32 protein-coding genes are annotated in these 26,481 nt (G+C 57.8%); 20 read left to right on the top strand and 12 right to left on the bottom strand.

The window, feature by feature from the left end; genetic code table 11:
* Positions 1–114 precede the first annotated feature (114 nt).
* The 3 genes from bla to ACID345_RS08240 are packed head-to-tail and all read left to right on the top strand — an operon-like array spanning position 115 to position 2,527.
* Positions 115–990, top strand: coding sequence for a class A beta-lactamase (bla, locus tag ACID345_RS08250; RefSeq protein WP_011522411.1), 876 nt, complete (start codon positions 115–117; stop codon positions 988–990).
* Positions 987–1,682: an SDR family oxidoreductase gene (locus tag ACID345_RS08245; protein ID WP_011522410.1), complete on the top strand. Its 696-nt coding sequence runs from the start codon at positions 987–989 to the stop codon at positions 1,680–1,682. Before bla ends, ACID345_RS08245 begins: the two co-directional genes overlap by 4 nt.
* A gap of 59 nt (positions 1,683–1,741) precedes the next feature.
* Positions 1,742–2,527, top strand: coding sequence for an ABC transporter ATP-binding protein (locus ACID345_RS08240; RefSeq protein ID WP_011522409.1), 786 nt, complete (start codon positions 1,742–1,744; stop codon positions 2,525–2,527).
* 2 nt (positions 2,528–2,529) lie between these two features.
* Here ACID345_RS08240 and ACID345_RS08235 read toward each other — a convergent pair whose 3' ends face one another.
* On the bottom strand, positions 2,530–3,591 hold the full coding sequence (locus ACID345_RS08235) for a metallophosphoesterase (RefSeq protein WP_011522408.1): 1,062 nt from the start codon (positions 3,589–3,591) through the stop codon (positions 2,530–2,532).
* Between the two features lie 137 nt (positions 3,592–3,728).
* Here ACID345_RS08235 and ACID345_RS25290 point away from each other — a divergent pair, with 137 nt between their 5' ends.
* The 3 genes from ACID345_RS25290 to ACID345_RS08220 all read left to right on the top strand — a co-directional run bounded on the left by ACID345_RS25290 (position 3,729) and on the right by ACID345_RS08220 (position 5,661).
* On the top strand, positions 3,729–4,262 hold the full coding sequence (locus ACID345_RS25290; RefSeq protein ID WP_049761825.1) for a hypothetical protein: 534 nt from the start codon (positions 3,729–3,731) through the stop codon (positions 4,260–4,262).
* Between the two features lie 318 nt (positions 4,263–4,580).
* Positions 4,581–5,066: a prepilin-type N-terminal cleavage/methylation domain-containing protein gene (locus ACID345_RS08225; protein WP_049761824.1), complete on the top strand. Its 486-nt coding sequence runs from the start codon at positions 4,581–4,583 to the stop codon at positions 5,064–5,066.
* A gap of 97 nt (positions 5,067–5,163) precedes the next feature.
* Positions 5,164–5,661: a beta-class carbonic anhydrase gene (locus ACID345_RS08220; protein ID WP_011522405.1), complete on the top strand. Its 498-nt coding sequence runs from the start codon at positions 5,164–5,166 to the stop codon at positions 5,659–5,661.
* Here ACID345_RS08220 and ACID345_RS08215 read toward each other — a convergent pair.
* Both ACID345_RS08215 and ACID345_RS08210 read right to left on the bottom strand, forming a co-directional pair.
* Positions 5,658–6,050 carry a response regulator gene (locus tag ACID345_RS08215; protein ID WP_011522404.1) on the bottom strand — a complete coding sequence of 131 codons (393 nt, stop codon included), beginning with the start codon at positions 6,048–6,050 and terminating at the stop codon, positions 5,658–5,660. The genes ACID345_RS08220 and ACID345_RS08215 overlap by 4 nt on opposite strands.
* Entirely contained in the window at positions 6,043–6,510 is a 468-nt protein-coding gene (locus ACID345_RS08210; protein WP_187148968.1) for a response regulator, read from the bottom strand. The genes ACID345_RS08215 and ACID345_RS08210 overlap by 8 nt, the downstream gene beginning before the upstream one ends.
* Before the next feature lie 184 nt (positions 6,511–6,694).
* On the opposite strand from ACID345_RS08210, the gene ACID345_RS08205 reads away from it, so the two are divergent.
* Genes ACID345_RS08205 through yihA form a run of 3 tightly spaced genes read left to right on the top strand, consistent with a single transcriptional unit; the run spans position 6,695 to position 9,239 of the window.
* Positions 6,695–7,264 carry a hypothetical protein gene (locus ACID345_RS08205; protein ID WP_011522402.1) on the top strand — a complete coding sequence of 190 codons (570 nt, stop codon included), beginning with the start codon at positions 6,695–6,697 and terminating at the stop codon, positions 7,262–7,264.
* 34 nt (positions 7,265–7,298) lie between these two features.
* Positions 7,299–8,612 carry an amidohydrolase gene (locus tag ACID345_RS08200; protein WP_011522401.1) on the top strand — a complete coding sequence of 438 codons (1,314 nt, stop codon included), beginning with the start codon at positions 7,299–7,301 and terminating at the stop codon, positions 8,610–8,612.
* A gap of 15 nt (positions 8,613–8,627) precedes the next feature.
* Positions 8,628–9,239, top strand: coding sequence for a ribosome biogenesis GTP-binding protein YihA/YsxC (gene yihA / locus ACID345_RS08195; RefSeq protein ID WP_011522400.1), 612 nt, complete (start codon positions 8,628–8,630; stop codon positions 9,237–9,239).
* On the opposite strand, the gene ACID345_RS08190 is transcribed toward yihA, so the two are convergent.
* Positions 9,240–9,491 (bottom strand): hypothetical protein, encoded by a 252-nt coding sequence (locus tag ACID345_RS08190; protein WP_041855544.1) that lies wholly within the window; start codon positions 9,489–9,491, stop codon positions 9,240–9,242.
* Between the two features lie 83 nt (positions 9,492–9,574).
* Between ACID345_RS08190 and ACID345_RS08185 the strand changes: the two genes are divergently transcribed.
* Positions 9,575–10,105, top strand: coding sequence for a DUF2911 domain-containing protein (locus tag ACID345_RS08185; protein WP_011522398.1), 531 nt, complete (start codon positions 9,575–9,577; stop codon positions 10,103–10,105).
* Positions 10,106–10,211: 106 nt separating this feature from the next.
* On the top strand, positions 10,212–10,658 hold the full coding sequence (locus tag ACID345_RS08180; RefSeq protein ID WP_011522397.1) for a ferritin-like domain-containing protein: 447 nt from the start codon (positions 10,212–10,214) through the stop codon (positions 10,656–10,658).
* A 44-nt stretch (positions 10,659–10,702) separates the two neighbouring features.
* On the opposite strand, the gene ACID345_RS08175 is transcribed toward ACID345_RS08180, so the two are convergent.
* Entirely contained in the window at positions 10,703–11,218 is a 516-nt protein-coding gene (locus ACID345_RS08175; protein ID WP_187148967.1) for a tetratricopeptide repeat protein, read from the bottom strand.
* A 44-nt stretch (positions 11,219–11,262) separates the two neighbouring features.
* Between ACID345_RS08175 and ACID345_RS08170 the strand changes: the two genes are divergently transcribed.
* From ACID345_RS08170 to ACID345_RS08150, 5 genes are all read left to right on the top strand, one after another.
* Entirely contained in the window at positions 11,263–12,297 is a 1,035-nt protein-coding gene (locus ACID345_RS08170; protein WP_187148966.1) for a prepilin peptidase, read from the top strand.
* Entirely contained in the window at positions 12,294–13,637 is a 1,344-nt protein-coding gene (locus ACID345_RS08165) for a two-component system sensor histidine kinase NtrB (protein ID WP_011522394.1), read from the top strand. The genes ACID345_RS08170 and ACID345_RS08165 overlap by 4 nt, the downstream gene beginning before the upstream one ends.
* A 133-nt stretch (positions 13,638–13,770) precedes the next feature.
* Positions 13,771–14,370, top strand: a complete 600-nt coding sequence (locus ACID345_RS08160; protein WP_011522393.1) for a hypothetical protein — start codon at positions 13,771–13,773, stop codon at positions 14,368–14,370.
* A 62-nt stretch (positions 14,371–14,432) separates the two neighbouring features.
* The gene (locus tag ACID345_RS08155) at positions 14,433–15,809 is read left to right on the top strand and encodes a sigma-54-dependent transcriptional regulator (RefSeq protein WP_011522392.1); all 1,377 of its coding nucleotides are present in this window, start codon (positions 14,433–14,435) and stop codon (positions 15,807–15,809) included.
* 152 nt (positions 15,810–15,961) lie between these two features.
* Entirely contained in the window at positions 15,962–16,573 is a 612-nt protein-coding gene (locus ACID345_RS08150) for a GNAT family N-acetyltransferase (protein WP_011522391.1), read from the top strand.
* Here the strand turns inward: ACID345_RS08150 and ACID345_RS08145 are convergent.
* Positions 16,570–17,082: a DUF1569 domain-containing protein gene (locus ACID345_RS08145; protein ID WP_011522390.1), complete on the bottom strand. Its 513-nt coding sequence runs from the start codon at positions 17,080–17,082 to the stop codon at positions 16,570–16,572. The genes ACID345_RS08150 and ACID345_RS08145 overlap by 4 nt on opposite strands.
* A gap of 51 nt (positions 17,083–17,133) precedes the next feature.
* Here ACID345_RS08145 and ACID345_RS08140 point away from each other — a divergent pair, with 51 nt between their 5' ends.
* The 3 genes from ACID345_RS08140 (at position 17,134) to ACID345_RS08130 (ending at position 19,857) form a co-directional block, all read left to right on the top strand.
* Positions 17,134–17,760, top strand: coding sequence for a hypothetical protein (locus ACID345_RS08140; RefSeq protein ID WP_011522389.1), 627 nt, complete (start codon positions 17,134–17,136; stop codon positions 17,758–17,760).
* Between the two features lie 109 nt (positions 17,761–17,869).
* Complete coding sequence (locus ACID345_RS08135; protein WP_011522388.1) at positions 17,870–18,160, top strand: DUF3467 domain-containing protein; 291 nt, start codon at positions 17,870–17,872, stop codon at positions 18,158–18,160.
* 119 nt (positions 18,161–18,279) lie between these two features.
* Complete coding sequence (locus ACID345_RS08130; RefSeq protein WP_011522387.1) at positions 18,280–19,857, top strand: ArnT family glycosyltransferase; 1,578 nt, start codon at positions 18,280–18,282, stop codon at positions 19,855–19,857.
* 238 nt (positions 19,858–20,095) lie between these two features.
* On the opposite strand, the gene ACID345_RS08125 is transcribed toward ACID345_RS08130, so the two are convergent.
* The gene (locus tag ACID345_RS08125; RefSeq protein ID WP_011522386.1) at positions 20,096–20,374 is read right to left on the bottom strand and encodes a hypothetical protein; all 279 of its coding nucleotides are present in this window, start codon (positions 20,372–20,374) and stop codon (positions 20,096–20,098) included.
* A gap of 329 nt (positions 20,375–20,703) precedes the next feature.
* Between ACID345_RS08125 and ACID345_RS08120 the strand changes: the two genes are divergently transcribed.
* The gene (locus ACID345_RS08120; RefSeq protein WP_041855543.1) at positions 20,704–21,084 is read left to right on the top strand and encodes a HesB/IscA family protein; all 381 of its coding nucleotides are present in this window, start codon (positions 20,704–20,706) and stop codon (positions 21,082–21,084) included.
* 68 nt (positions 21,085–21,152) lie between these two features.
* On the opposite strand, the gene ACID345_RS08115 is transcribed toward ACID345_RS08120, so the two are convergent.
* The 5 genes from ACID345_RS08115 to ACID345_RS08095 are packed head-to-tail and all read right to left on the bottom strand — an operon-like array spanning position 21,153 to position 26,474.
* Complete coding sequence (locus ACID345_RS08115) at positions 21,153–22,097, bottom strand: type II secretion system protein (RefSeq protein ID WP_011522384.1); 945 nt, start codon at positions 22,095–22,097, stop codon at positions 21,153–21,155.
* Position 22,098: 1 nt separating this feature from the next.
* The gene (locus tag ACID345_RS08110) at positions 22,099–22,656 is read right to left on the bottom strand and encodes a hypothetical protein (RefSeq protein ID WP_011522383.1); all 558 of its coding nucleotides are present in this window, start codon (positions 22,654–22,656) and stop codon (positions 22,099–22,101) included.
* A gap of 1 nt (position 22,657) precedes the next feature.
* On the bottom strand, positions 22,658–23,194 hold the full coding sequence (locus ACID345_RS08105; protein WP_011522382.1) for a hypothetical protein: 537 nt from the start codon (positions 23,192–23,194) through the stop codon (positions 22,658–22,660).
* Entirely contained in the window at positions 23,191–24,831 is a 1,641-nt protein-coding gene (locus ACID345_RS25285) for a PilN domain-containing protein (RefSeq protein ID WP_011522381.1), read from the bottom strand. Before ACID345_RS25285 ends, ACID345_RS08105 begins: the two co-directional genes overlap by 4 nt.
* 2 nt (positions 24,832–24,833) lie before the next feature.
* Positions 24,834–26,474, bottom strand: coding sequence for a GspE/PulE family protein (locus ACID345_RS08095; RefSeq protein ID WP_011522380.1), 1,641 nt, complete (start codon positions 26,472–26,474; stop codon positions 24,834–24,836).
* Positions 26,475–26,481 lie beyond the last annotated feature (7 nt).

Here is a 26,481-nt window from a genome sequence, read left to right as displayed (position 1 = left end):
AGATGGCATGCCTTCGGGGGTAGATAGCTCAAACCAGAGCTGGAAGATTGCTTAGCACAACGGAAGTAAGGTCATGCCTCTGCCGCGGGGAGCATTCGATATACTGCGGCTGCAATGCTTGCCCATATGATCGTTCTTGCTGCTGCGGCCGCGACATGCAGCCCGGAATTCCTGACTAAGACGGTGAAGACTGCCGCCCATCCGGCCAACGGAAAGGTCGGGGTTAGCGCCAAAGTGCTGGATTCGTCGCAAACCATATCCTTCCACGGGAACAAGAATTTCCCGATGCAGAGCGTCTACAAGCTGCCCATAGCGATCTTCACCCTACGCCGGGTGCAGGAGGGCAAGATCAAGCTCGACCAGGTCGTGAAGGTGGATGAGGACGATCTCATCCCCGCAGCCGGCAATAGCCCCCTACGCGACAAGCATCCACGCGGCGGCGAATTCACCATCGAGGACCTGCTGCGGCGAGCGATTGTGGACAGCGATGGTTCGGCTTCGGATGTCCTGCTGAAACAGATTGGCGGTACGCGAGAGGTGCGTCGGTATTTGAAGTCGCAGAAGATCAAAGGCATCCGAGTGCAGCACACGGAAGAGCAGTTGATCGAGAACACGCACTTGCAGTATTCCGACTCGGCGAAACCTGACGCGATGGTGGATCTACTCGAGCGTCTCCAGCAAGGCAAGCTGCTGGATACGGAAAACACCGCGCGCCTCGTGGGATGGATGAAGGAGACGGACACTGGAAAAGACCGCATCCGGGCGAAGCTGCCGTCAGGAACTGTTGCCGATAAAACAGGAAGTTCGGGTACGAAGGATGGTCTGACTCCAGCGACGAACGACGTCGCACTCGTGACCTTGCCGAACGGGAACCACTTCGCGATCGCGATCTTCGTTACGGATTCGAAGGCTGATACGAAGACGAGAAACCTTGTAATCGCCAATATTGCGCATGAGGTTTGGAGTTGCTGGGCGGAGGAGACGAAATGAAAGTCGCCCTGATCACTGCCGCAAGCAAAGGCATTGGGGCTGGGATTGCAAAGGAACTGGCCAGTCAAGGCTATCGAGTAGCGCTGCTCGCGCGCTCCGAGGCAGTGCACCAGGTTGCCGATCAATTGGGTGGAATCGCCGTGACAGGGTCGGTCACGCAGTTCGAGAGCGTCGAACGACTGGTGACCACCGCTATGGAGAAATGGGGACGGGTTGACGCGGTGGTGAACAACACTGGGCATCCGCCGAAAGGTGGGTTGCTGGAACTGAGCGATGACCAGTGGCATGAGGGCTATCTACTGATCGTCGAGAGCGCAATGCGTATGGCCAGACTGGTTACGCCGATCATGGAACGACAAGGCTCAGGCGCATTCGTTTCGATCTCCAGCTACGCGGCGATAAAGCCGGAGTTGGCGCGGCCGGTATCGAGCGTTATGCGTGCGGCCCTCGGCGCGTGGACGAAACTTCATGCTGAGTATTGCGCGCCGAAAGGGATCCGCGTGAACGCGGTGATGCCGGGTTTTGTGGACAGTTACGAGGTTGCAGCGGAGACTATAGCAACCATTCCGATGGGCAGAGTGGGGCGGGTCGAGGAACTGGCGAAGATGGTGGCGTGGCTGCTGTCGGAGGACGCGTCGTATGTGACCGGGCAGACGATGCTGTTGGATGGCGGGATGGTGAAGGGACTTTGAGATTTGTGCGAGGATAGGGGTCCTTCGACTCCGTTTCGCTTCGCGAAACTCCGCTCAGGATGACAGAAGAAACTGCGCTGATTGATTTTCGAGAGATCACTGTGATGCGCGGGGACACGCTGGCGCTCGATGGGCTGTCGTTGAAGATTGCTGCCCGCGAGAACGTCGCGATCATCGGGCCAAACGGATGTGGAAAGTCCACGCTGCTGAAGACCATCACGCGTGAGTTGTACCCGCTCGCAAGTGAAGGAACGAGTGCGCGGATCATGGGCCGAGAGCAGTGGGATGTGGCGGAGTTGCGCGAACACCTCGGCGTGGTATCGAACGATTTGTTCGCCGGCAGCGAGAAGGACCCGCGTGGACTGGAGATCGCGATCTCGGGCTTCTTCAGTAGTTGGGGGTTGTGGCCGCACCATCATCCGACCGAACAGATGATCGAGCGTTCCACGGCTGCGATGCGACAGATGGGAGTTGAGCACCTGGCAAAACGGCGTTATAGCCAGATGTCGTCGGGCGAGCGGAAACGAGTGCTCATCAGCCGGGCGCTGGTGCACGACCCGGACACACTGGTCCTCGATGAACCGAGCGACAGCCTGGATTTAGCGATGCTGAAAGACCTGCAGAGCCGCTTGCGGCAACTGGCGCAGACTGGAACAGGGATCGTTATGGTGACGCATCATCTACACGAGGTGGTGCCGGAAATCACGCGAGTGGTGCTGCTACGCAAGGGGCGTGTCTTTCGTGACGGTGCGAAACGCGAAGTGCTGACGCGCGCGAACCTTTCGGAACTCTACGAGACGGATGTTGAGCCGGTGGAGAGAGACGGGTTCTATCAGTACTGGTAGCGCTAGTGCGGTTGGTCGGAGTTGCCGACGAAGCACTCGTGGACCAGCGGCTTGCCAAAGCGATCAACTACGTCCTTCGGGATACTGGACTCTTTCAATTCTTTGAATTTGAAATCCACTGTGCCGTCATCGTGCGCGGTCGCGAGCAGGTAGCCGTAGACGTTGGTTTTTGCTTCCGCCGCCTTGTGTGCATCCTCAGGCAGTTTGTAGCGATGCGCGCCGGCGGTTCCGACGATCCATCCCGAGAGCACGCCGCCGTTCGATTTCCAGTAGTCGGTATCGAAGATACCCTTCATATAAAAGTGCGAGTGGCTGGCCAGAATGTAGACGTTTTTCTTCGACTGTTTCTGAAGTTCGAGCAAGTCGTTGTAGATGCGAACGCCGGTGACGTCGCCCGTCTTCCAGTTATTCATGCTGTGTCCGGCGGCGAGGCTGTTGGGCAGCGCGGCGTGCATCCCGACCACCACCGCTTTGACGTCCGGGCTCGACTTGACGTCGGCGAGCACCTTCTCGAACCACTGTATTTGTGCGGGTTCGAACTCGGTTTCGGAGGCGTTATCGAGATTGATGAATTCAATTCCCTGCTGTCGCCAGTGATACCAGGTCGTCACCGAGGAATCGCCAGGTGTATCCGCTTGGCGGTTCTTCTGAAGCGCGGGCGAGGCGAGCCAACGAAGGAAGGTTTCGACAAATTCGGCGCGAGTTTTTGGCGGAATGGTTTCGTGATTGCCGATGCCGAGATAAACCTGGGTTCCGAGGAAGGGCCGAAGCTGATTATCAATGGCGTCCTTCCATGCCATTTTCTGATACTCAGCCAGCGAGGCTGGCGGCACGCCCGTGGCGCGCTTCGCGATGTCTTCATCCACGGCGAAGATGGCGCGCAAGTCGCCGAGGTGCCAGTAGAACTGTCCATTGTCGTTCTTCACGCCTTCGGCGATGGCGGGCATCACGATGTCGCCGCAATTGCGCGAGTCGCCGGAGACGACAAAATTCCACGTTTTTTGAGCGGGAAGAATTGAGGGAACGAGGAGAACGGCCGAGAAGGCCAGTGCGCGAATGTTCATGTTCGGACCTCAAAGGATTTTAGTGCATCGGCGCAGAACCCGCGCCAGCACTTTGCAATTGCGCTTCAACGCCGTACAAAGGTGCTATGGGTGGCTCGGCTCACACAATGCGACATGCGGTTTTAGTAGAGAAGGCAGTGGAATGGCTGCGGCGACACTACCGTTGCGGGATCATTCTCTCGGAACAGTACTGCGCGACGGGCGAAGTACCGGACGCGATTGGATGGAAAGGCCAGTGCCGCTCAGTGGTCGTGGAGTGCAAGGTAAGTCGTGCGGACTTCCTCGCCGATGGAAAAAAAGAGTTTCGTTTGAGGCCGGAGCTAGGCCTGGGATGCGAGCGCTTCTATATGGCTCCCGCCGGCATCATCAAGCACGAGGAACTTCCAAAAGAATGGGGACTCCTGGAATACAGCCGCCGCGAAGTGGTGCTGTCGGTGAAGCCGCCGCGCAAAGACCTGCGCACGCCTGCCGGGATGATGAAAGAGATGAACCTGCTGCTCGCCAGCCTTCGACGAGTGGAGGTGCGGATCGAACCACAATCGATCACCGACTTCCTGAAGTGGAAGAACCGGATGCTGGAGTACAACGGCGGATCGCTGCCGGAAGGGCTATTGAGCGACGCATCGGAAACGAATCCGCACCTGGTTTTGAATCGCGATGAAGTGTCGTAAACGAAACAAACGATGCGCGAACGTTACGTTGGTACATTCACAACTGAGGATCAGTTGAGACGGAAATTGCTCGGGCCGCTCTTTGACCCAACAATCGAGACTAATTAAATCCAATTGTTTCAGTCGTTTGTATTAGCATTCTGCGGCTGCGCAGGTTTTTAACGTAAACAAGTCCGAAAAAAACGATTACTAAAGAGCGGCCAGAACCGGAATCATCCACAGAAGAAGGGCTCGACAAAAGTGAGGAATGCGATACACTCGATTCACTCGAATCGGTTCGTCCCGCTCCCTCCTAGAATCTGTATGGAGGACCACGCTTTGAGCAAGCAAAAGGGTTTCTCGCTCATCGAACTTCTGATCGTCGTTGCGATCATCCTGATCATCGCAGCGATTGCGATCCCGAATTTATTGCGCTCCCGCATGGCGGCCAATGAGGCCTCTGCCGTGAGTTCGGTTCGGTCAATCAATACCGCGCAGATCGCTTACAACGCCACGTATCCGACCGCCGGCTACGCCACGACGATGGCCGCTCTCGGGCCAGGTGCCACGGATTGTTCGTCGCCTGGTGCGGCGACTTCAGCAAACTCGTGTCTGTTAGATAATGTGCTGTCGTCCGGGAAGAAAGCTGGATATTCGTTCGTGATCTCGGCATCGGCGAGCACGCCGAACACGGACTACGCCGTCAACGCGAACCCGGTGAACCCCGGCAGCAGCGGACAACGCTACTTCTATTCCAATGCCGGTGGCGTGATTCGGTACAACCAGTCCGCACCCGCAACTTCCAACGATATTCCAATCCAATAGCCTCAGCAGTTCCCTCAAGGCGGCAGCTACGGCTGCCGCTTTGTCATGCAGACACAACTGCTTTACTCTGGTACTCAATCTGAGTGGGGAGTGCGTCGTGTCCGCTATCAATCGCGTTCTGGAAGCAAACCACAAGAATTCCCTGCACTACGATCCCCGCGAAGTATCGCCGCACCCGCGCATGGCGCTGGCGGTTCTCACCTGCATGGATACGCGCATCTCTCTCCCCGCATTGGGATTGAAAGTAGGAGATGCGCACATGATCCGCAACGCCGGTGGCATCGCGACGGACGATGCGATCCGATCGCTGGTGGTTTCGCATTACCTCTTGGGGACGAACGAGATCATGGTCATCAACCACACTGACTGCGGATTAATGAAAGCCAGCGAGTCGGACCTTCACCACAAGATATCGACCGAGGCAGGTAAACCGGCGAATGCCTCGGTGAAGTTCCACGCCTTCCACGATGTGAACGCGAACGTCCGTGAGCAAATAGAACAGCTCTACGCTCATACCTGGCTGAAGGGGCGCGTCAAGATTCGCGGTTTCGTGTTCGAGGTTGAGACCGGACGGTTACGCGAAGTGCCGCGCTAGTCGCCATTCGCGCCGGCGCCGTACTGGCTGCCGAGTTGCGCGTACAACGTATTGACCCAGTGTTCCCGGTCTTCGTGCTTGGTCATGCAGGCGTCTACTGCGCGCTTGAAGTACTCGGGAATGTCTTCCACGTAGCCGGAGAGAATCACGATGGGCATCCGCGGAAACTGTTTGCGCACGGAAATGGCCACGTGGATGGGATCCGCGTTGAGCAGGCGGTAGTCGAGCACGACGGCCTCAACGTCATGCTGCTTGAGGGCGTGGTTCACTTGTGCGAGGTCGCGGGCGACAGCCACATGAAAACCGGCGTCTTCGAAGGTGGCGCGCTGTAGTTGGAGGTCGCGTTCCTCATCATCCACACAAAGAATTGACCGTCTCTTGCTAGTCATTGTTGCTTGTCCCTGTTGGGGCGGTTTTGCGAACCTGCGAGGCCCAGAACACCGCCAGGCTGCGGACGGTGGTTTGAAGATCGTGGAAGTCGGTGGGCTTGACGACGAAGCCGTCTGCCCGAAGTTCACGAGCCACGGCGGCGTCGAGAGCGCTGTCGGACCCTGAGAAGATGACAACCGGCACGGCACCCATCTCGCGGTCGTGACGGATGGCCCTTAGCAACTCAAGACCGTGCATGTCCTCAAGATCAAGGTCGAGGATGACGAGTGATGGCACCGTCCTGCGGCTGTGGTATGAACCGCGGCGAGCGATGTAATCCAACAACTCGGCGCCGCAACTCATGCTCATGACATTGCCGCTCAGCTCATAGCCGATTAAGGCGGAAGCAATGAGTTCGCGTTCGCGCGGATTGTCTTCGACGATCAGGATCGGTCTCTCTTCCATGGCCCAACGATTCATGGAAACTAGATTTGATTGCACGTACATCAGTCAGTAATGGATGCGAAATTTGGGAGGCAGGTTTTCTGGATGGGAACCTTTAAGTATAACAATCTACAGGGCTGGGGTGGGTCACGTCCTTCCGTACGGTTGCACCAGAGTAGCTTCTGGCATACAGTGAGGCCTTCCCCCGCAGGAGTGTGTCATGGACCTGTATCAGGAAGAGGAACCGAAGGATCGGCAGTCCCTGGTCCTGCTGATCGTGACGGTGGTAGCGGTCGTAATTGGCGGCATCGTGCTCTATTTCCAGTTCGATGCCAAATCGAAAAAGCCGGAGATGGGCTGGTACAACATCGGCACGGAGAGCGTCGAACTGAAGCCAAGCGGCTATCACGCCTTCTCGTATCGAAACGTCCCGCCGAAATTTCGGATTGAGGTCCATGCCAGCGAGCCCGTCTCGTTCGGATTTGTAACGCCCGATACCTACGGACACTACACTTCGACGATCATGCAGGTGGACTTCGCAGGATTGCCGTGCGGAGGGGCGAACGCCAAAGACGCCGACTTGAACTGTTCGACCGATTCCACGAAGCGTTACCTTCTGTTAACAGACGCGCGGGAAGATTCAGTACCGGAACCGCCATCGAAGAAGGCCCGGTTACAAAAAGCGTCTGCGCCGGTGGATTCGACGCAACCGGACAATCACATTGCGGTGAAGATGTACGACTGGCGCTGCGTGAAGTACTGCGAGAACCTGCCGCCAAGTGGAAGCTAGCTAAGCTGAATTCGTATCAGCTATAGTGTTTTGCATGAAGGCTTTCTGGGCCGTCGTCCTGTTATGTCTTTCTTCCGTCCCGTTTTTTGGGGCCAATCCTCCTGCAGATTTAAAAGCGAAAGTCGACCAGTTGCTACCACAGCTGCGCGCTTTCTACATTGACCTTCATCAATCCCCGGAGCTTTCTCTTCACGAGGAAAATACGGCAGCCAAGCTGGCTGCGGGACTCCGCAAGCTTGGCTTTGAAGTCACGGAACATGTGGGTGGAACTGGCGTAGTCGGCGTGCTCAAGAATGGCGACGGCCCGGTCGTGCTGATCCGGACGGAGCTCGATGCATTGCCCGTGGAAGAACAGACGGGACTTCCCTACGCCAGCAAAGTGAAGACGAAGAACGCCAGCGGGCAGGAAGTGTCGGTGATGCATGCTTGCGGACACGATCTTCACATGGCAAGTTGGCTCGGAACAGCGACACTGCTGAGCCAGAACAAATCGCTGTGGCACGGCACGCTGCTGATGATCGGACAGCCGGCCGAAGAGATTGGCGCGGGTGCCGACGCAATGATCAAGGATGGGTTGCTTACGCGTTTTCCCAAGCCCGATTACTCCATCGCCGTACACGATGACTCCGCGATGCCGGCAGGTCAGGTCGATGTCACCGGCGGCCCGGTATTTGCCGCTGCTGCCTCGGTGAAGATCACGATCTACGGCAGAGGCGGGCATGGCGCTCAGCCGCAAACTACGGTGGATCCGATTGTTATTGCCGCGAGAACCATCCTTAGCTTGCAGACGATCGTCTCCCGCGAACTCAGTCCGCTGGATCCGGCGGTGGTGACGGTTGGTGCGATCCACGGTGGCACCAAAAACAACATCATCCCCGACAAAGTGGAAATGCTGCTGACCGTGCGAGCATTCAAGCCCGAGGTCCATAAGCACATCCTGGAGTCGATTACGCGGATCACCAAAGCGGAAGCGGCGGCGGCGGGTGCGCCTCAGGAACCGAAAATCGAGGCAAGCGAGGCGTTGCGCTTCACTACCAACGACCCGGCACTGGCGGCGCGCCTTGCCAGCGTGTTGACGCCGGTGTTGGCAAAGAACAACATTCTCACGGATCAACGGCGCATGGTGTCGGAAGACTTCGGTGCATTCGGAAATGCCGCAGGCGTTCCCAGCGTCCTGATGCTCATTGGCGCCGTGCCCCCGGAAAAATTTGCGGAGGCGCAGAAAACCGGAGATCCGTTGCCTTCATTGCATTCTTCACAGTGGGCACCGGACCTCGAACCGGCAATGCGCACAGCAATCCTTACAGAAGTTACCTCGGCTTTGGATTTGTTCTCTGGTACAAAGTAAGTTGAGGGAGATACGTTGAGGGTCCTGACACGCTTCATGCTATCGGCTGCTGACGCCCGGCAATTCCCTGCCGCGGGCGCGCCGGAGATTGCGTTTCTTGGACGCTCCAATGTTGGCAAGTCGAGCCTGATAAACGCGATTGTGGGATCAAAGATCGCCAAAACCAGTTCCACTCCGGGCCGCACCCAGACGATCAATTTCTTCGAGATCCGCAGACCCGGAAAGCCTCGCCCAGACTGGATTTTCGCCGACCTGCCTGGCTACGGTTACGCTCGCGTTCCCAAGGAACTTACGGCGGAGTGGCCGAAATTCATTGATCCGTATTTGCATGAGCGACCCACGCTCGCGCTTTGCGTATCAATCGTGGACGTCAGCGTTCCACCTCAGAAAAAAGACCTTGAACTGCTGAACTGGCTGCGCCACGTGGGTCGCCCATTCGTTGTGGTGGGAACGAAGATCGATCGTGTTTCCGGGAATCAGTTGCGAAACAATCTTCTCAAGCTCAAAGAAGAATTACTGGTGGAGGAGGTTGTCCCGTTTTCAGCGAAAGGCACAACTGGCCACAACGAGCTTTGGAAAAAGATTTTCGAGGCAGCCGGAACGGACGCGCCTGCCACCGCCGGCTAACTACTTCGACTTCATCTCTTCCATCGCGCTCTGCATCAGTTGCTTCGCGTCTGTAATGCCCTTCATGATTGCCTGGATGTCCATCGCCGGCTTACCGGCCTGGCGCGCACTCTGACAATAAACGCCGTGCTGCCCGACCAGCGCCAGCGCGTCGGTGAGCAGATCGAGGCTCACCGCAAGTCGTCCTCGCGCAGCTCCCATCATCGTCTCGTAGTGATCCAGTTCTTGCTTGTGGTCGTCGAAAACACTCATGCCTCGATTGTACTTATCTCCCGCGAAGGGCAATAATATTGGCCTGCAGGTGGATGATTCCGTTTCGATCATTGGAGGAAGTAATGCGCAATCTGTACCGGCCGTTGTTGTTTGTACTGCTCGTCACCGGGTTCGTTGTTGCACAGGACAAAGCTTCCCGGCCCAGCCCTCCGGGAACTGCAAGCGTTAGCTTTGCGGATGGCCACAAAGTCACCATCGACTACGGTCGCCCTTCCATGAAAGGTCGCAAGATCATGGGCGAACTGGTTCCCTACGGGAAGGTGTGGCGCACGGGCGCCAATGAAGCGACTTCGCTTACTACCGACACCGACCTCGTGATTGGCGGGACCACCGTTCCGAAGGGCGCGTACACGGTTTATACGTTGCCCGGCGAGATGGCGTGGAAACTGATCATCAACAAGCAGACCAAGCAATGGGGCACGGTTTACGACGAGAAGCAGGACCTCGCACGAATCAACCTCGTTTCCGCGAAAACCAGCGCTCCGGTCGAGCAGTTCACCATCTCCCTCGATCAAGCCGGCGGAGACGCAGCCAAGCTGAAACTGGAGTGGGAGAACACCTCCGTCTCTGTGGATGTGAAAGAAAAGAAGTAAGGCGCAAGTTGAGCGCTGCGGCCCAGCTTCGCAAGAGGCTGGGCTGTTGCTTTTACAGCAGCTCTCGGGGTGTCGCAATCCGCATCCGAACTAGATGGAGGTATACATGGATAACGACAAACCAGTGAGTGTGCTGAAGAAGGTCATCGAAACGGCGCGAGATGGCGAGAAGGGGTTCCGCGAGGCAGCCGAACACTTTAAGAGCCCCGAGCTTCGCACCATGGCCCAACGCGTAAGCGCAGAGCGTGCCGAATTTGCGCGCGAGCTGGAACCGGAGCTTCGTGCCGAGGGCAAAGACGAGAAAATCGAGGGCTCGACAGCGGGTGCGCTGCATCGCGCCTGGGTGGATATCAAGACCGCTCTGGGCGGGGGCGACCAGACGATTCTCGACTGGCTGGAACAAGGTGAAGACTACGCCAAGAAGACATACGGCGAGGCTTTACAGGCGAGCCTGCCCAGTGCAGCCCAACTGATTGTGCGCCGCCAATATGACCGGATTGTGAATACGCATGATCAGGTGAAACGACTGCGCGACCAGAACCGCGCGGCGTAAGTTAGGCTTCAGATCTCATAAGGCTGGCTTCGCGCCAGCCTTTCTTATTGCTTCGGAGAATCAGTCTTCGGCCCTTCGCCGATCTCTTTGGTGAGGCGTTCGATCGCCTTGCGGGCCTCATCGGCGTCTTTACCTTCATGAATGATCTTGAGATACGCGGCGTAATTGTCGCGCGCATCTTCGACCTCCTTTAGCTTTTCTTGCGTGCGTGCCACGCGGAGTGTCGCTTCAGCGTCATTCGGTTTATAAATCAGCGCTTCCTGGTAGCGGTTCAGCGCTCCGCGATAGTTCTCGCGCTTGAAGTAATAGTCGCCGACCTCGATATCTTTCATCGCCTTGTGGGGATCGAAAGGGTGGAATTCGAGGACGTCATCCACATTGCTGTCAGGATGGTTGGTCGCATCGTCCTTAGGAGGTGAGGTATCGATTCGCGTGTCGTTGCTGGAGCTTTCGATATCGGAGCGAGGCGGGGCCTGGTTCTGCGGCGCCTTGGCGTCGTCCTGCGCCCAGATGGCGCCTGAAAATGCCAGTGCCAGAAGTGCAAACCAAAGGTATTTCACATTCATATTCTAATGAGTTCCCTCTTCGGGGCGAAGGCCTTACGGTGCCTTATAATCGAGGCACTTTTGTAAACCCCTATCGACAGGACGTGCCACCGTTCGTGGACATTCTCTTCGCGACATTCGCCTTTCTCTTCGGCCTAGTCTTCGGCAGCTTTTTGAATGTCTGCATTTACCGGCTGCCGCGCGGATTATCCGTAGTCACGCCACGTTCTGCTTGTCCCAACTGCCATAAACCTATCGCTGCTTACGACAATATTCCCGTCCTGAGCTGGATCATCCTTGGCGGCAAGTGCCGCAACTGCAAGACTCCGATCACGCCCCGCTATGCCATCGTGGAGCTGGTCTGTGGGCTGCTGGTGCTGGCGTGCTACCTGGAATATGGGCCAAAACTCGGGCCCAGCATGATGATCGACGGCACTGTCTTCAAAGTACTCCTGCTGCCGTATCTGCTTAGATTCCTGAAGTACGCCATTCTCGCTTATCTGCTACTCGGCCTCATCTTCACGGATGCCGAGACTCAACTCCTGCCCGACAAGATGACCCTGCCGGGCCTAGTGATTGGACTGATTTTTAGCGTTTTGGTACCCATGCAGGACCTGGTGGTCATGCTTTTCCTGGAATTTGTACCGTTTCCGATTCCACATGGACATCAGGTGCTTTGGATTTCAGTGATCAGCTCCGTCACCGGCGCGATCGTGGGCGGAGGCTTCATCTGGGGCGTAGGCGCATTGTGGAAGCTCGCGCGCGGCTATGAGGGAATGGGCTTTGGCGACGTGAAGCTCATGGCGATGGTCGGCGCGTACCTTGGCGCGGCCACGACGTTGATCGTGATTTTCACAGCATCGATCATGGGATCGGTTATCGGGCTGGCGACGATTGGAATCGTCTATCTACAGCGCCGCGGCAGGTACGTGAAAAAGCTCGGACCGGCGCAAGGCGCTAGCCGCGCTCGCAAGGCAGCGTTTGTTGCCTACCGCTACCTGCCAATGCCCTTTGGCGTTTCCCTTGGCGCCATGGCGCTGGTCGCGGTGTATTTCAGCCGGTATATCTACCATTGGTGGTTAGGCACGCCGTGAACCTTGTTGCCAATCCGACGTTCTTCAAGTTCTTCATGATGCTCCTGGGGAGCGTTGTGATCATCGCCGTCGGAGCCCTGGCGTTTCGCTATCTCAAGCAAATGATGCTGCAGGACGTAGATATGAGCAGCCGGCCTGCCGGTCGCGAAAGCAGCGGGTTCGCCTTCCACACCTACCAGGGCGTCATCTCCAGACTCAAAGAGCAGGAGCAGGAACTCAAGAGCCTGCGCGAAGCGGCCAGCAGCCGTGCATCGGCCTCCGAGAGCCTGAGCGTGGCAGTGCTGACCAACCTCGGCAGCGGAGTCGTCGTATTCAATCCGGCAGGCATTGTGCAGCAGGCGAATCCCGCAGCGCGCGAGATCCTCGGGTACGCATCACCCACCGGTCTTCACACGCGCGACCTGATGAAAGGAGTGCATGCAGTGCGCACCGAAACCGGCCAGACCGCAGTCGAGGTGTCGTCGTTCCTGCGCGCCATTACCGACGCACCGCAGCACAACCAGACCACGAGGTTTGAGGTGGACTACCGCACGCCGGGTGGCGTGGAGAAGGTGCTCGCGATTACCGTCTCGCCAATCCGATCGAGTGTCGGCGCTTTTCTTGGCTCGACTTGTTTGATCACCGATCGCACCCAGATCAGCAGCCTGGCGCGACAGATGCGCGTGCGCGAGAACCTTGCGTCGCTGGGCGAGATGTCGGCCGGTATTGCGCATGAGTTCAAGAATTCGTTGGCGACAATCTCTGGCTACGCACAGATGCTCAAAGGCGAGCCCGATGAAACCGTCAGCGAGTTTGCAACCCGCATCCAGGGCACGACTGAGAACCTTACCAGCGTGGTAACAGACTTCCTGAATTTCGCACGGCCGCAACAGCTCAAGCGCGAACCGATCGAACTGCGCCCAGTGCTGGAAGACTGCGCGCGAGAGACGAAGGTCACGCTGGAGTTCCAGAACTTTCCTGACCGGCTCGTTGTGAATGGCGACCGCACGGCGCTGCGGCAGGTCTTCAGTAATCTCTTGCGAAATGCCGCCGAAGCAGCACGGAACAACACTCCGGTCCGCGTCACGGTACGAGCATCGGCGACCGACACAAGCGTGGAGTTAAGTCTCCACGACAACGGAACGGGCATTCCGGAAGAGGCCCTGAAGAACATCTTCATCCCCTTCTTCACCACCAAGCCACAGGGAACAGGGCTGGGCTTAGCGCTGGTACATCGGATCGTGACCGAACACGGGGGTTCCATTCGCGCGGGCAACGACCTCGAAGGTGCGGTATTCACCTTAAGTCTGCCTTTACAAAAACCTGCAGCAGAAAAGCCCGCCACCGCAAACCCAAAGTAAGCCCTAATCCGGCATAAGACGTATTACCGAAGCCACCTATTAACTCGTTGCGTAACAGCGCAAACGGGATAAAATACCGTCCAGCTTGCAATCTAACCAACCGTGCGTTGTTCCTCGAAGGGGGAAGTGCGTTATGAAGAAACTTGTGCCACTTGCGTTGCTCGCGCTGGCCACATCCGTATGTGTCTCTGCCCAGCAGCAAACTCAATCGCAGAGCCTGGGCGATGTTGCCCGCCAGCAGAAGTCCACCGACAAGGCCCACAAGGTATGGACCAACGACGACTTCCCGGACCGTCCGCCGACTGCGGATACAGCTACGTCCTCAGATGCGGCTGCAACCGACGCGACCGCGGCCACTGCCGATACCGGTAAGGATGCCGCTGCCGGTAAGGACGCCAAGGCCGATTCGAAGGACGCGAAGAAGCCCGATACTGTTGATGAGCAAAAGAAGATCGACGAAGAATGGAAAGGCAAACTCGACGCTCAGAAGCAGAGGATTGCCGACCTTCAGCGTGAGTACGATCTGAACGAGCGCGAACTGAAGCTTGCACAAACGACTTACTACGCCGATGCCGGCAACAAGCTCCGCGACCAGAAAGATTTCCTCGACAAGGACAAGGCCTCCCGCGAAAAGCTCGACACTTTAAAACAGCAGATTTCGGATGAGCAGACAAAGCTCACCGATATGCAGGACAAGGCGCACAAGGCCGGCGCCAACAAAGCGTACGACTGAGAAAGCTCTGAACTTGAACAGACCCTCGCGCGACCTGACGTCGTTCGAGGGTTTTTGACTTTATGGATTGCATTCTCCTCGTAGAAGACAAAGCTGACTTGCGCGAGATGCTCACCACCGCTCTGCAGCGGATGGGCTACGCCGTTCTGCCCTCAGCGAACGTGAACGAAGCGCTCGTGGATTTAGCGAAGCAGCGCTTTTCCGCTGTGCTCACCGATCTCAAGCTGCCCGGTGGCAGCGGTATGGATGTTCTCTCCGCAGCGCTCGATTCCGATCCCATGGTTCCAGTGGTCGTCATGACGGCGTTCGGCACGATCGCCGATGCGGTCGAAGCCATGCGCGCCGGAGCATTCGACTTTATCCAGAAGCCGATTGATCTCACCCATCTCAAATTGCTTCTTGAGCGCGCCGTCGAGCGACAGCGATTGATGCGCGACAATGTCGTGCTGCGCGAGGAATATGCGCGCAAAATGGGCTTCCCGCGCATTATCGGTGAGCACCCGACGATGCAGAACTCGGCCCGCGAAATGCAACGCATCGCCGGGTCGGATTCGACCGTATTGCTGCTTGGAGAAAGTGGGACAGGGAAAGAGCTCTTTGCGCGTGCGATCCACCAACTCAGTATTCGCAGCACGCAGCCGTTCGTGGCCCTCAACTGTGCGGCGATGCCGGAAGGTCTCATCGAGAACGAGCTCTTCGGGCACGAAAAAGGCGCGTTCACCGGTGCGAACACTCGGAAGTCTGGAAAATTCGAAATGGCGAATCGCGGCACGATCTTTTTGGATGAGATCGGCGAGCTGCCGCTGAATCTGCAATCGAAGTTGTTGCGAGTTCTGGAAGAGCACGTCGTAGAACGGCTCGGCTCGACCATGCCTTTGCAATTGGATGTGAGGGTGGTCGCGGCGACCAATCGTGAACTGGAGCAGGCAGTCGAAGCTGGAGCGTTCCGTCGCGATCTTTACTATCGACTCGCAGTGTTCCCAATTCGCATTCCGCCCCTGCGAGAGCGTGGCGAAGACGTCATCCTCATTGCGGAACATTTTCTTGCCCACTTCCGTCAGGAGTTGAAGAAGCCTCGGCTATCTCTGGCTCCGGATGCTCTGGCAGCGTTGCGTGCGCATCTTTGGCCAGGAAACGTTCGTGAGCTACAGAACACCATTGAACGTGCGGCAATCCTGCACGATACCGAAGTCACAGCTGCCGACCTTGGGCTCTCCGCCAATCTCCGCAGCGCCGCAGCCGTGTCGCTCGGAGAACACTCAATCGATATGGGCGGTTCCCTGCCCGAGGTTTCCGCGCAAGCCAGCCGCACCATCGAGAAGGCGAAGATCGAAGCCACGCTGCGCGAATGCAAGTGGAACAAGTCGGCGGCCGCAGAACGCCTCGGCATTTCCTACAAGACGCTACTGACCAAGATCCACGGGTACGGCCTCGACTAGCGTCGTGCTAGCATGGGATTCGACAACCAACGATTGTGTCTAGGGTTCCGCTCTCTTCGAGAGGCCGCGACCAAGCGACACCAGGGACTGCAACCCGCAACTGACGGCATAAAAGGCCTGAGGTCCTCCGCAAGACGCGGAAAGGAGACCTCATGAAAGCGTACCTTCCAGCGAACTGGCCGATCCCACTTCCAACCCAACCACTCATCGGCAGCATTGTCCGGCTCGAACATCTGACGTTCGAACACGCGGACGCGCTTGCTCAAGCAGGCTCGGATCCCAAAGTCTGGCAGTTCATCACCAGCGATGCCCGGACGGAAGCTGCGATGCATGCCTACGTCGAGAAACTGCTCAACGATTGGAACGCGGGGAGTACCGCACCCTTCGCCGTCCATGATCTGCGGCTGGATCGAATCGTCGGCTGCACGCGACTGAAAGAGCTCGACCGCAACCATCGGCGCGCACTTATTGGCTCATGGTATGCGCCGGAAGTCTGGCGAACTGGCGTGAATCTGGAAGCAAAATGGCTTCTGCTTCGCTACGCCTTCGATGTCCTCGAATGTGTGCGCGTCGAATTTCACACCGACGCTCGCAACGACCGATCGCGAGCGTCACTCGATAAACTCGGCGCCAAATTCGAAGGCATCCTGCGGGCGCACCAGATCGCCCGCGACGGATCCCTGCGGGATTCCGCCATCTTCAGCATTCTTGCTAGCGAATGGACAAACGTCAGCTCAATCATTCGATCCTGCCTCCGCCGCTAGGCTTTCGCTGCGAAGACCTTCAGAGCTTCAAGTTGTTTGGCATGATGGCGCCCGTGTTCGTAGTGGAAGTGTCGCCACTGCTCGCCGTTGAGGGGACCGAGCGCAAAGTGGTTTCCGAGGTTAGCGTCCTTGCCGCGCCTTTGTTCGGCCTCGTCGATCGCAACGCCCAGTCGCTTCAGGTCTTCCTGAATACGAGTGCGCACATTGGCATCGGGCGGAGTTTTCGGCGTCGCGAATGGCGGTGCCTGCAGACCCTCGAAGAAGCTGCCTTGATCGAAGATCAACTTGCGCGCCGCGCTGACGCGATCATCGATAGGAGCCGGCTCCACGACGGCCTGGTCGCGGTTCTTCTCCAGCATTTTCGCGGTCCCCGTGTAGGTCAACCGCAAATGTTCGAGCACCTCGGCGGCACACCACTTTCCTTCCGGCGCACGTAAGAGCTGATCGTCGTTCATGCCGGCAGTTGCCTGTTGCAATAATTGGGAAAGCTGATCGAGATACGGCTGCATGCGTGCTCTCCTGCATCCATTCAATGTGCGACACTGGTCGCCGGAAAGAAAATGAAACGACTGACTCTTATTCTGCTATCTATCCTTGCGCTCGCCGCCTGCGACTCCAAACCTGCCACTAACACTGCTTCGCCGGAAAAACCAAAGCAGGAGACGAAGGCCAACGAATATGAAACCGGCCGCGGAGCTTTCCAAAAGCTTTATATCGCGGCCCACGGCTGGGCCGTCGATGCCAAACCTTTCCGGTTGCAGTCCGAGTATAACGCCGGAGATCCGGTCACAGAGGGTAAGGCGGGGGTGTGGCATTGCGCCTTCGGATCGGCGGCCCGCAGTTCTATGAAATCGTTCCAGTGGACAGGCATTAGCGGCCCCGGACTTGAGCAGGGTGTTTCGCATGGCGGGGACGATGCGTACAGTGCGACCAACACCTCAACCCAGGTTTTCGATGTCGCCTTCCTCAAGATTGATAGCGACGCCGCCTTCCAAGTGGCTCAAAAGCATGGCGGCGAGAAGTTGACCAAGGCTGACCCCAAGATCCCGGTGTTCTTCACGCTGGAATGGAACCACGGCAAGAACAAGCTCGAATGGCGCGTCTCCTACGGCTCAAGCAGTGACGACAGCCAGCTTCGGGTCGTCGTGGATGCTACGGAAGGCTCATTTCTCCGAGTGGAGAAGTAGATTCGGGTTAAGAGTACTGCATTGACCTTGCCAGTGGCTTTGGTACACTTTCAGCAACTTGCTTTGAAAACCGGCGCCACCGCTTGGCCGAGACGAGGTTCGTTCGTATATGGCGTTCCCTTCGGAACCGAAGATCCAGATTTTGACCACCCCGGAGTATCGGGAAAGCTACTCCAACAGCGTGCAGGTGCGCGTAAACGTATGGGACTTCTTCCTCGTCTTCGGCACCTTGCACCAGTCGAGCGAAACGGAAGTCGAGGTCCGCAACTTCCAGGGTGTCTATTTGAGCCCCCAACAAGCCAAAGCTCTGCTCACCCTGCTTCAGCAGAACGTGCAGAACTACGAGAACACCTTCGGCGAGATCAAGCTCGACCCACGGATGGTCGGTCCGGTCCACTAAACTCTTGCAGCCCGGTGTGGACGCTCGTGCCGGGATTGCGCCTCCTCAGGATTACAAGAGAAGGCCTCCGGCGGCCAAAATAACACTTTGGCATTCGCCAAAGCTTGCCTGTCTTGTGGATGAGTAGCCCTCCCTCCAATCTCGACCAGCCATTGCAGTCTCCGCCTTCAGTCCGGGAACACCTGTCGGCGTTCTCGCTGATCTTCGTCGCGCTCTTCCTCAGCCACGGCGCACTCTTACGGCTTCCCTATTTCTGGGATGAGGCTGGGTATTACATTCCTGCAGCACGCGACCTTCTAATTACCGGCGATTTGATTCCGCACTCGACGCTTTCGAACGCGCATCCGCCACTGCTGGCGATTTACCTCGCAACCTGGTGGAAGCTGAGCGGCTTCACGCCCGCAGTGACGCGAATCGCCTTACTCATCGTCACCTCGTTCTCGCTCCTTGGGCTCTGGCGACTCGCGTCTGTAGTGGCGAACCGTACGGTTGCGGTGATCGCCGTCCTCTGCACTGCCGCGTTTCCGGTTTTCTTCGCGCAGAGTTCTCTCGCCCACCTCGACATGCTGGTGACCGCATTCACCATCTGGGGAGTGGCCTTCTACTTGGAAGGCCGCAATGTTCGTGCGGTAATCATGTTCGCCTTCGCGGGACTTTCAAAAGAAACGGCGATTCTTACACCCGGCGTTCTCATCGCATGGGAGGTATTCGCTCCGGCAAGATGGCGCACCGGTCCGCGAAACTGGAAGCGCGCGGTGCGGCTGCTGCTGAGCTTCGTTCCGCTGGCGATTTGGTTTCTGTATCTGCACCATCGCACCGGCTTTTACACTGGCGATCCGTACTACTACAGCTATAACGTCGGCGCGACGCTCACTCCACTCCGCATCGTCCTCGCCATCGTGCTCCGTTTGTGGCACACGCTCGGCTATATGAACCTGTTCGTGCTCACGCTGCTCACGTTGGCTGCAATGCTCGAACCCGCCGTGGTGGATGGCACGGCCGCACGACGCCGTATCGCACTCCCCGTGCAGATGGTTCTGTACGCGGTAATCGCCGCACACGTGGTGTCGCTTGCGATTGCAGGCGGCGCGGTGCTCGCACGCTACATGTTGCCGGTCTATCCGCTGATTGTGCTGGTCTGCGTGAGCACGCTCTATCGACGCTTGCGCTGGTGGCCGGTCGCAACCGCGGTCGTCGTTGCGTCGTTTCTGGCAGGCCTGGTGTTCAATCCGCCGTACCGCTTCGCGCCGGAAGACAATCTCACCTATCGCGACTACATCCTCCTGCATCGTGGCGCTGCAACGTATCTCTCGCAGCACGCACACGGCGCACATGTCCTGACGGCATGGCCTGCCTCTGACGAAATCTCACGGCCGTTTCTTGGATACCTGAAAGAGCCCATCCCTGTCGTCCGCATCGAGAACTTCACCGCGGCGCAGATGACGCTCGCCGCCGCTGCGCAAGGCCAGTACGACTGGGTCTATCTCTTCTCAACGAAATATGAGCCTCCACACCTGCTTATTCATTCAGCCTACTGGGAGGGCATGCAGAAGCGGTTCTTCGATTACCACATCGACATCTCGCCCGAAGTGGCAGCGCGCATGGTCGGCGGACGCATTGTGTACCAGTCCCATCGCCGCGGGGAATGGGTGGCTCTGGTGCAGATCGAGCACGCGGAGAACGCGCGGCTTCGCTAGACAGACGAGGCCCGTGATGCGCAAGCTCAAGTGCTCCGCGTGCGTCGTCAACGGGAGCAGGAGGCGCGCCATCGCTGGCACGCTCCGTTCTTGCAATGCTGGACGAAGACCGCGTCAATCCGCGGCTGTCGCGGAGAGCAATCGTCCTTCCGAGCATCCGCACGCTCTCACCAGGTGAGAGTTGCTTGCGCAATCACGGGCCGAGTTCAAACCGGATTCGGGACGTGGAACCCGAAGCCTACTCCAACCCCGTCTTGTTCAACTGCTGATACAACGCCAAGCCGGCGATAAACAAAATGAGTAACGTCGAGGCCGCACCAAGCAGCCGGACGAAAGGAGTCAGGCGATTCACCTTCACGGAAAGCTCTTCCTGCTCTCTCTGCAGGTGGGCATCGGAATCGCTCAAAAAGATTTGGTCGTCCTCGTGTAGTGTGAGCGTGCTGCGGTAGATTAGCAGCAGGACAAGGATCGTCGTCAAACCGGCCCAGGCGATCAGCAGGATCATCATGGTTGACATGAAACACCTCTAGGATCGTTCCGGTCCCTCGAACTGGGTCGCGCCCGGGTGCTGTTCCCCCGGAGCTTCCTGCAACCCCAATTCGAAGTTGCTGAAGCTTCCCCACCTCCCCTGCGCGGCTCGTAGGGGGGCCATCGGTTGGGGATTATATGCCCAGTCCAGAGTTGGCGACGCTCATTTATTTCAGAGTTCCCACACGGAGGTGGGACCGTTTTGGGCCAAAAATTTCTGCGACTCTCCCGCAGCTTGTCCATCTAAATATTGAGTTTCTGCGGATTTCCGGGCGATTTGGCCCGGTTTGGTATAATCAAGCAGACCACCCGAGGAGAATGGCAACAATGGCAACCACTGCTACCCCGAACACCACGACCCCGACGAAGAGCGCACCTCTCAACCTGACGCCGAACGCCGTTGCGAAGGTAAAGGAGATCATGTCCCAGCAGAACCCCGTTCCTGCGGGATTGCGCGTGGGTGTGGTCGGCGGCGGATGCTCCGGCTTCTCCTACTCGATGAACTTCGAGACCAGCGCCGGTCTCATGGACAAGGTCTACGAATTCGACGGCCTGAAGGTCTACATTGACGCAACCTCGGTTGTCTACCTGAACGGCGCCGTTGTTGACTACGTCGAGACACTCGAAGGCGCCGGCTTCAAGTTCGAAAACCCGAACGTGAAGAGCACCTGCGGCTGCGGCTCCTCCTTCAGCGTGTAACCCGAAATCAGTTTCAAATGAGAACCCCGTCTGCGGACGGGGTTTTTCTTACTCTCACCGTTTTGAGTTTACTGTGGCGGCGCGTTCTGGTCCGGCGGCATTTGATTGCCCGGCCCGTTCTGCTGCGTCGGTTGCTGCGTGCCTATCGGCGACATTCCATTCGGCGACATGGCTCCAGGTGCAGTACCGCCGACATTCGATCCACCGATAAACGCCTGAGGATTGTAGGGCCCCTTCAGCAGCATGCCGCGGTCTTGCGTGGGATCGTAGATAAACATCCACTTGTTGTAGTTCGACTTGTTGTTGAACTCGCGGATGCTCTTGCCTTTGCTCATGCTCGCAACGCCGACAATGCCGCCGGCACCGTAGGTCTGCCCGGGCTGCCCGCCGAGACCGGGGTTCTGCAGCGCTTGGCCAGACTGGCCCGGATCGGTGGTTGAACCGGTAGTCGCTGTGCCGCCCGGCGGATTTTGCCCTTGCGACCCGTCAGGGGCCACGCCGACCGTCGGTTGGTCCTGTGCATTGCCGCTCGTGTCGCCGCCCTGTGCTCCCGGACGAACCTGCGCGATTCCCGTCGGATTCTGGCTTCCGGGGCCGCCGCCCAAGGGATTGAAGTTCGACGCCTGGCTCACCCCAAAGTTCGGATTCGCAACTCCCTGTTGGACATCCGTGATATGCAGGAGCCGCCAGTTTCCGTCCTTCGTCATCGGGTCTTTGTAGCGGCGCCGGATGAACCGAAGGTTGTTGGTGTTCTCGAGATCTTGCAGGGAATTCGGGTAGCGATTGAACTTCTTGTAGAACTTCTTGACCGCCCGTGCGTACTCGGTGCCGCGATGGATCATCTCTTCTTCGCGGTCGCGCTTCACCTGCTGCACCACCTTCGGCAGCACTGCCATCAAGCTGAAAGTGAGCAGGGCAACAAAGAACATCAGGATGAGCAGCATGTAGCCGCTCTCGGCACGGAACGAGCGGCGCTTCAGCCCTTGTTCCGAATTGTGCAATTCACTCGGCATACTACGAATTCGGCAGCGTCAGTGGAATCTGCTGCGAATAGTTCTGCAGCACATCCTGGATCTCAACGTTCTTATCGCCAACGCGCAGGACCTTATAGCGGCCCTTCACGATATCGCCTTCCTTGGCGACGAAAACGTCTTCACCCTGCGCGAGAAAAATCTGCTTCTTGTTGTTGCTGCTGGCGAAACCATAGAACTTCAAAGGGATCGGAGGATTCTGGTGCACAGCGGGCGGTGGCGGAGTCGCCTTAGTTTCATCCCGGCCTCTGATCGGATCGTCTGGTTTCGGAATATCCGGTGCCGCTGCCGAATGGAAAATATCGCGCCCCGATCCGCTGTACGCCACTTCTTCACTGCCCTTCAACAAATCCAGCCGCAACGATGGATCGAGCTTCGAGAAGACTGGGCTGACGTGCCCTTTCGTCTCCGCACCTGTGGTAGCCGGTGTTGCTGCTGGTTGCGATGGTGGCCACAGTTCATAGACGACCGCCAACAGCGCCAGCGAAAAGAGCGTGATCGCGACAATCGTCTTCTTCTTGCTTTCTGCGCCGACTCTCACCTTATGCCGCTCCCGTCTTCAAATAGGTCTCGGCCTTTACCTGCAACTGGACGCCATTGCTGCTGCCACCTAATTGGACGCTGCTGATCACGAAAAATACCTTGTTACGTTCCACCGCGTTGATGAACTTTACATCGTTCACATACGGCCCGGAGATGGTCAAAAGAATATCGACCCTCTGCAGGTCGTCCACCATCTTCTTCTCGGCCTTAAATGAGATGCCTTGCAGTTGCACTCCGGAATCCTGGCCAGCCTTCACCAGGGCGGTGTCAATCTGCGAGTACTGCGCCGGGAGGCGGTCCTTGTAGAAGCTCCCGATATCGACTGCCGCTGCGCCGATCTTATTGTCGATCCCGTGCGACGGGCCGAGTTCGCGCTCTTTGTCCTTGAACTGCGCCTGCATTTCCTGCAAATCGGCTTCACGCTGCGACCGGGATTTCGCCAGCGGTGAGAGCAGTATGCCGACGCACACCAGGATCACCAATAGCAACGCACCGAGGACGACATTCATTACCCGGCGAATCTCACGAACTGTCATCGTTGTGCTCCCGCCTTTCTGGCGACGGTCTGCGGCTTCGGCTGGGCAGCAGGTTGTGCTGGCGCCGGACCTGCCGATGCCTCGGCAGCCTTAGGCTCTGCGCTCGCTGCGGACGGCGCATCTTCTGCCTTCGACGCGACTCCGCTCGCTGGTGGCGCCGGATTCGGCGCCGAAGGCAGATACTGCGCAACGATGTCGAAACGGATCGGATCGCGATCTTCAGCGCTAGTGCCACCTAGCACCGTATTTTGTATGTCGCTTCGCAGGATCACATCGCGGAACCGCGGCGTCTGCTCCATATTTCGCACCAGTGTGATCGCCCGGTCTCGGTTCTCACCTGCCACAACAATCTGTACTTTCAATTGGTTCTGCGCGTCGAGTTCCGGCGCGATCGAAACCACGTGCAGCCCCGGCGGCATGATCTTCTCCATGTCGGAGAAAACCGTCGTCCACGAAAACGCCTTACGCGCAAAGACGCTGTTCAAGAACTCCGATTTATTCACAGTGCCATGGTTCTGCGGCAGGGCGAGCATCTTCTCGGCCAGGACCCTTTCCCGGTCGAGTGTGTCGATCTGCCCTCGCACGGCAGACAACTTCCGATTGATGTCGCTCGAGCGCCGAACACTGTGAATCGTGAACCACAACAGCCCCACCGCAACCAGCAAGAGCGCTGCAGCAATTGTCCCGAAGCGCGCCAGGTACAGCTTCGCGTCCTCGTAGGGCTCGCTCGCCAGGTTGATCCTGGTCTTCGTCAGCCCTGAACCCAGCACGCCAGCAAGCATGCTCTTCGGCAATGTGCCGGGATTCAGTCCTGCGAACACGGGATTGTCGAGTTCTTCTATTTCCGCCGCTGTCTCCTGCGCAAGATGCGGCGCCACAGCAGCGAAGTTATTCGCTCCGGAAACGTAGATCTTCTCGATCGGTACGCCGTAGGTGTCTTGAAAGAACACGACCGACGGGTAGATATCATGCGCCAACGAGGCTGGCTCCACGTCGGGAGAGCCGTGGTCGAGAGTTCGATAAAGCTGCAGGCGTCCCTGATCGAGAATCGCGATCGTCGTGGTCCCGTCTGCGATTTTCACGACCATCGTGGGAGCGTCAACACTTACATTGCCCAGCGCTGCCAGGGTCGATGGCAGAACGACACCCGGCAAAAATCCTGCGTCGCGCACTGCAGACTCGTACTCGTGCAGCACCGAGTTCAACATCACGCACACGAGCACGCGCAATGTCGTGCCATTCGGCTGAGCGTGGTAGGAAATGGCTGCGCGGTCTACTTCGAACGGCAATGACTTCTTCAGTCGAAAGCGCACCACCGCATCGGCTTCCTGCTTCTTTTCAGGAAGCGTATCGAAATCGAGAAGCGCAACGCGAACGGCGGCGTCAGGAACGATGAGAGTCACGTCCTTGGTGCGGGCGCCGCTGGCCTGCAACGCATCCGCCACCACGCTCTTAAGCGCGCCTGCGTCCGAAACGTTCTGACTCGTCAAATTCGGAGAGACACCGCCCGGAATCGTGCGTACTTGCAGTACCTCGACGCCAGTAGTTTTTTCGGCCCAGCGCGTCGCAAACACCTGGGTGCGCGTGATCTCGCACGCCAGAAGTGGACGGCCGCCTTGATTGTTCCCTTTCAACATTCTTATCTCGAGGCCTCGATGAACGTGACCTTATTGATTTCGCGTAGCGTCGTGATCCCATCGCGCAGCTTCGCCAGCGCCGACTCGCGCAGGAAAATCATGCCGTCCTCGCGCGCCGCCTTGCGGATCTCCGAGCTCGGCTTCTTGTCGAGAATCATTTCGCGAATCCGATCGGTCAGTTCAAGTAGTTCATGGATCGCCGTTCGGCCGCGGAACCCGGTGCCGGCGCACTCGATACAGCCCGGGCCCTCGCTGAATTCAAAGTCTCCCCACTCTGCCGGGTTGAGACCGCTGTTCTCCAGGGTTTCGAGGTCGTAGCGCACCTTGCGCTTGCAGTGGTCGCAGATGACGCGCACCAACCGCTGCGCCAGGATGCAATTCAGTGCCGACACAAAGTTGTAGGCCTCCACGCCCATGTTCAGGAACCGCCCCAGTACGTCCACCACGTTGTTCGCGTGGACTGTCGTGAACACAAGGTGACCGGTCAGCGCGGACTGAATCGCGATTTGTGCCGTCTCGGTGTCGCGGATTTCGCCGACCATGATCTTGTCCGGATCGTGACGCAGAATCGAACGCAGGCCGCGAGCGAAAGTCAGACCCTTTTTCTCGTTCACCGGAATCTGCGTAACGCCGCGGATCTGGTATTCGACCGGATCTTCAATCGTGATCAGCTTGTCTTCTTCCGTCTTGATTTCATTCAGCGCAGCGTAAAGGGTCGTCGTCTTGCCGGAACCGGTAGGCCCCGTCACCAGCACCATGCCGTACGGCTCGTTGATGTACCGGCGAAACGTCTTGATGTGGTCCTCGCTGAACCCGACCACATCAAGCGTCAGCTTGTGGAACTTCTCGCTCATGCTCTCTTTGTCGAGCACACGGAGCACCGCGTCTTCGCCGTGGATAGACGGCATGATGGAAACGCGGAAATCAATCTGGCGGCCCAGGTAGCGTACGCGGAAGCGCCCGTCCTGCGGTACACGACGCTCGGCTATATCCAACTCGCTCATGACCTTGATACGCGAGATGATCGTCGAGTGGTGTTCCTTCGCGATCGGTTGCATCGCCTTCTGTAGCACGCCGTCAATACGGTACTTAATGATCACGGATTCATCTTGCGTCTCGATATGAATATCGGACGCACGCCGTTGCAACGCGGTAAAGATGGTCGTGTCCACCAGGCGGATGATGGGGCTCATGTCCCCTTCCGCCGTCAACTTCTCGATCGAGATGGTTTCGTCGGACTCGTCGTCGTCGCGAATAACGTGGACGGCGAAGTCTTCGCTCGCCTCTTCCAGAACGCGCTGCGACTGCTCCGTCTTCTTCAGGATGTCGGTGATCTGGGAGAGCGTCGAAACCTTGGTCACGATCTCGCGCCGCAACAGCAAACCGACTTCGTCAATCATCATCAGCCGGCTGGGATCGTCGATCGCGATTTCGAGGCGGCCGTCCGGCAGTTCTTCCAGAGGGATGAAGTTATAGCGAAACATCAGTTCCACTGGAATCTTGCGGAACAGGTCCTGGTGCATCCGAAACGACTTCAGGTCCACGAACTCGCAGCGATAGCGCCGCGCGAGATCGCGTCCGCGCTCTTCTTCCTTGGCTGCGGTGGTCGCGTTGTTGACGAAAATTGCTGTGTTCTCTGCCATCAAACCC

Origin of the sequence: Candidatus Koribacter versatilis Ellin345 (genome assembly GCF_000014005.1) — a bacterium.
Taxonomy (GTDB): Bacteria; Acidobacteriota; Terriglobia; order Terriglobales; family Acidobacteriaceae; genus Korobacter; species Korobacter versatilis_A.
Note: the sequence above shows the minus strand (reverse complement) of the source record. Positions and strands in the feature narration are given on the sequence as shown.

What these genes read in the sequence shown, in the direction of transcription:
- bla (WP_011522411.1), top strand. Translation starts at nt 115, where the DNA reads ATGCTTGCCCATATGATCGTTCTTGCTGCTGCGGCCGCGACATGCAGC.
- ACID345_RS08245 (WP_011522410.1), top strand. Translation starts at nt 987, where the DNA reads ATGAAAGTCGCCCTGATCACTGCCGCAAGCAAAGGCATTGGGGCTGGG.
- ACID345_RS08240 (WP_011522409.1), top strand. Translation starts at nt 1,742, where the DNA reads ATGACAGAAGAAACTGCGCTGATTGATTTTCGAGAGATCACTGTGATG.
- ACID345_RS08235 (WP_011522408.1), bottom strand. Translation starts at nt 3,591, where the DNA reads ATGAACATTCGCGCACTGGCCTTCTCGGCCGTTCTCCTCGTTCCCTCA.
- ACID345_RS08215 (WP_011522404.1), bottom strand. Translation starts at nt 6,050, where the DNA reads ATGACTAGCAAGAGACGGTCAATTCTTTGTGTGGATGATGAGGAACGC.
- ACID345_RS08210 (WP_187148968.1), bottom strand. Translation starts at nt 6,510, where the DNA reads ATGAATCGTTGGGCCATGGAAGAGAGACCGATCCTGATCGTCGAAGAC.
- ACID345_RS08205 (WP_011522402.1), top strand. Translation starts at nt 6,695, where the DNA reads ATGGACCTGTATCAGGAAGAGGAACCGAAGGATCGGCAGTCCCTGGTC.
- ACID345_RS08200 (WP_011522401.1), top strand. Translation starts at nt 7,299, where the DNA reads ATGAAGGCTTTCTGGGCCGTCGTCCTGTTATGTCTTTCTTCCGTCCCG.
- ACID345_RS08190 (WP_041855544.1), bottom strand. Translation starts at nt 9,491, where the DNA reads ATGAGTGTTTTCGACGACCACAAGCAAGAACTGGATCACTACGAGACG.
- ACID345_RS08185 (WP_011522398.1), top strand. Translation starts at nt 9,575, where the DNA reads ATGCGCAATCTGTACCGGCCGTTGTTGTTTGTACTGCTCGTCACCGGG.
- ACID345_RS08180 (WP_011522397.1), top strand. Translation starts at nt 10,212, where the DNA reads ATGGATAACGACAAACCAGTGAGTGTGCTGAAGAAGGTCATCGAAACG.
- ACID345_RS08160 (WP_011522393.1), top strand. Translation starts at nt 13,771, where the DNA reads ATGAAGAAACTTGTGCCACTTGCGTTGCTCGCGCTGGCCACATCCGTA.
- ACID345_RS08155 (WP_011522392.1), top strand. Translation starts at nt 14,433, where the DNA reads ATGGATTGCATTCTCCTCGTAGAAGACAAAGCTGACTTGCGCGAGATG.
- ACID345_RS08150 (WP_011522391.1), top strand. Translation starts at nt 15,962, where the DNA reads ATGAAAGCGTACCTTCCAGCGAACTGGCCGATCCCACTTCCAACCCAA.
- ACID345_RS08145 (WP_011522390.1), bottom strand. Translation starts at nt 17,082, where the DNA reads ATGCAGCCGTATCTCGATCAGCTTTCCCAATTATTGCAACAGGCAACT.
- ACID345_RS08140 (WP_011522389.1), top strand. Translation starts at nt 17,134, where the DNA reads ATGAAACGACTGACTCTTATTCTGCTATCTATCCTTGCGCTCGCCGCC.
- ACID345_RS08135 (WP_011522388.1), top strand. Translation starts at nt 17,870, where the DNA reads ATGGCGTTCCCTTCGGAACCGAAGATCCAGATTTTGACCACCCCGGAG.
- ACID345_RS08130 (WP_011522387.1), top strand. Translation starts at nt 18,280, where the DNA reads ATGAGTAGCCCTCCCTCCAATCTCGACCAGCCATTGCAGTCTCCGCCT.
- ACID345_RS08125 (WP_011522386.1), bottom strand. Translation starts at nt 20,374, where the DNA reads ATGTCAACCATGATGATCCTGCTGATCGCCTGGGCCGGTTTGACGACG.
- ACID345_RS08120 (WP_041855543.1), top strand. Translation starts at nt 20,704, where the DNA reads ATGGCAACAATGGCAACCACTGCTACCCCGAACACCACGACCCCGACG.
- ACID345_RS08115 (WP_011522384.1), bottom strand. Translation starts at nt 22,097, where the DNA reads ATGCCGAGTGAATTGCACAATTCGGAACAAGGGCTGAAGCGCCGCTCG.
- ACID345_RS08105 (WP_011522382.1), bottom strand. Translation starts at nt 23,194, where the DNA reads ATGACAGTTCGTGAGATTCGCCGGGTAATGAATGTCGTCCTCGGTGCG.
- ACID345_RS25285 (WP_011522381.1), bottom strand. Translation starts at nt 24,831, where the DNA reads ATGTTGAAAGGGAACAATCAAGGCGGCCGTCCACTTCTGGCGTGCGAG.
- ACID345_RS08095 (WP_011522380.1), bottom strand. Translation starts at nt 26,474, where the DNA reads ATGGCAGAGAACACAGCAATTTTCGTCAACAACGCGACCACCGCAGCC.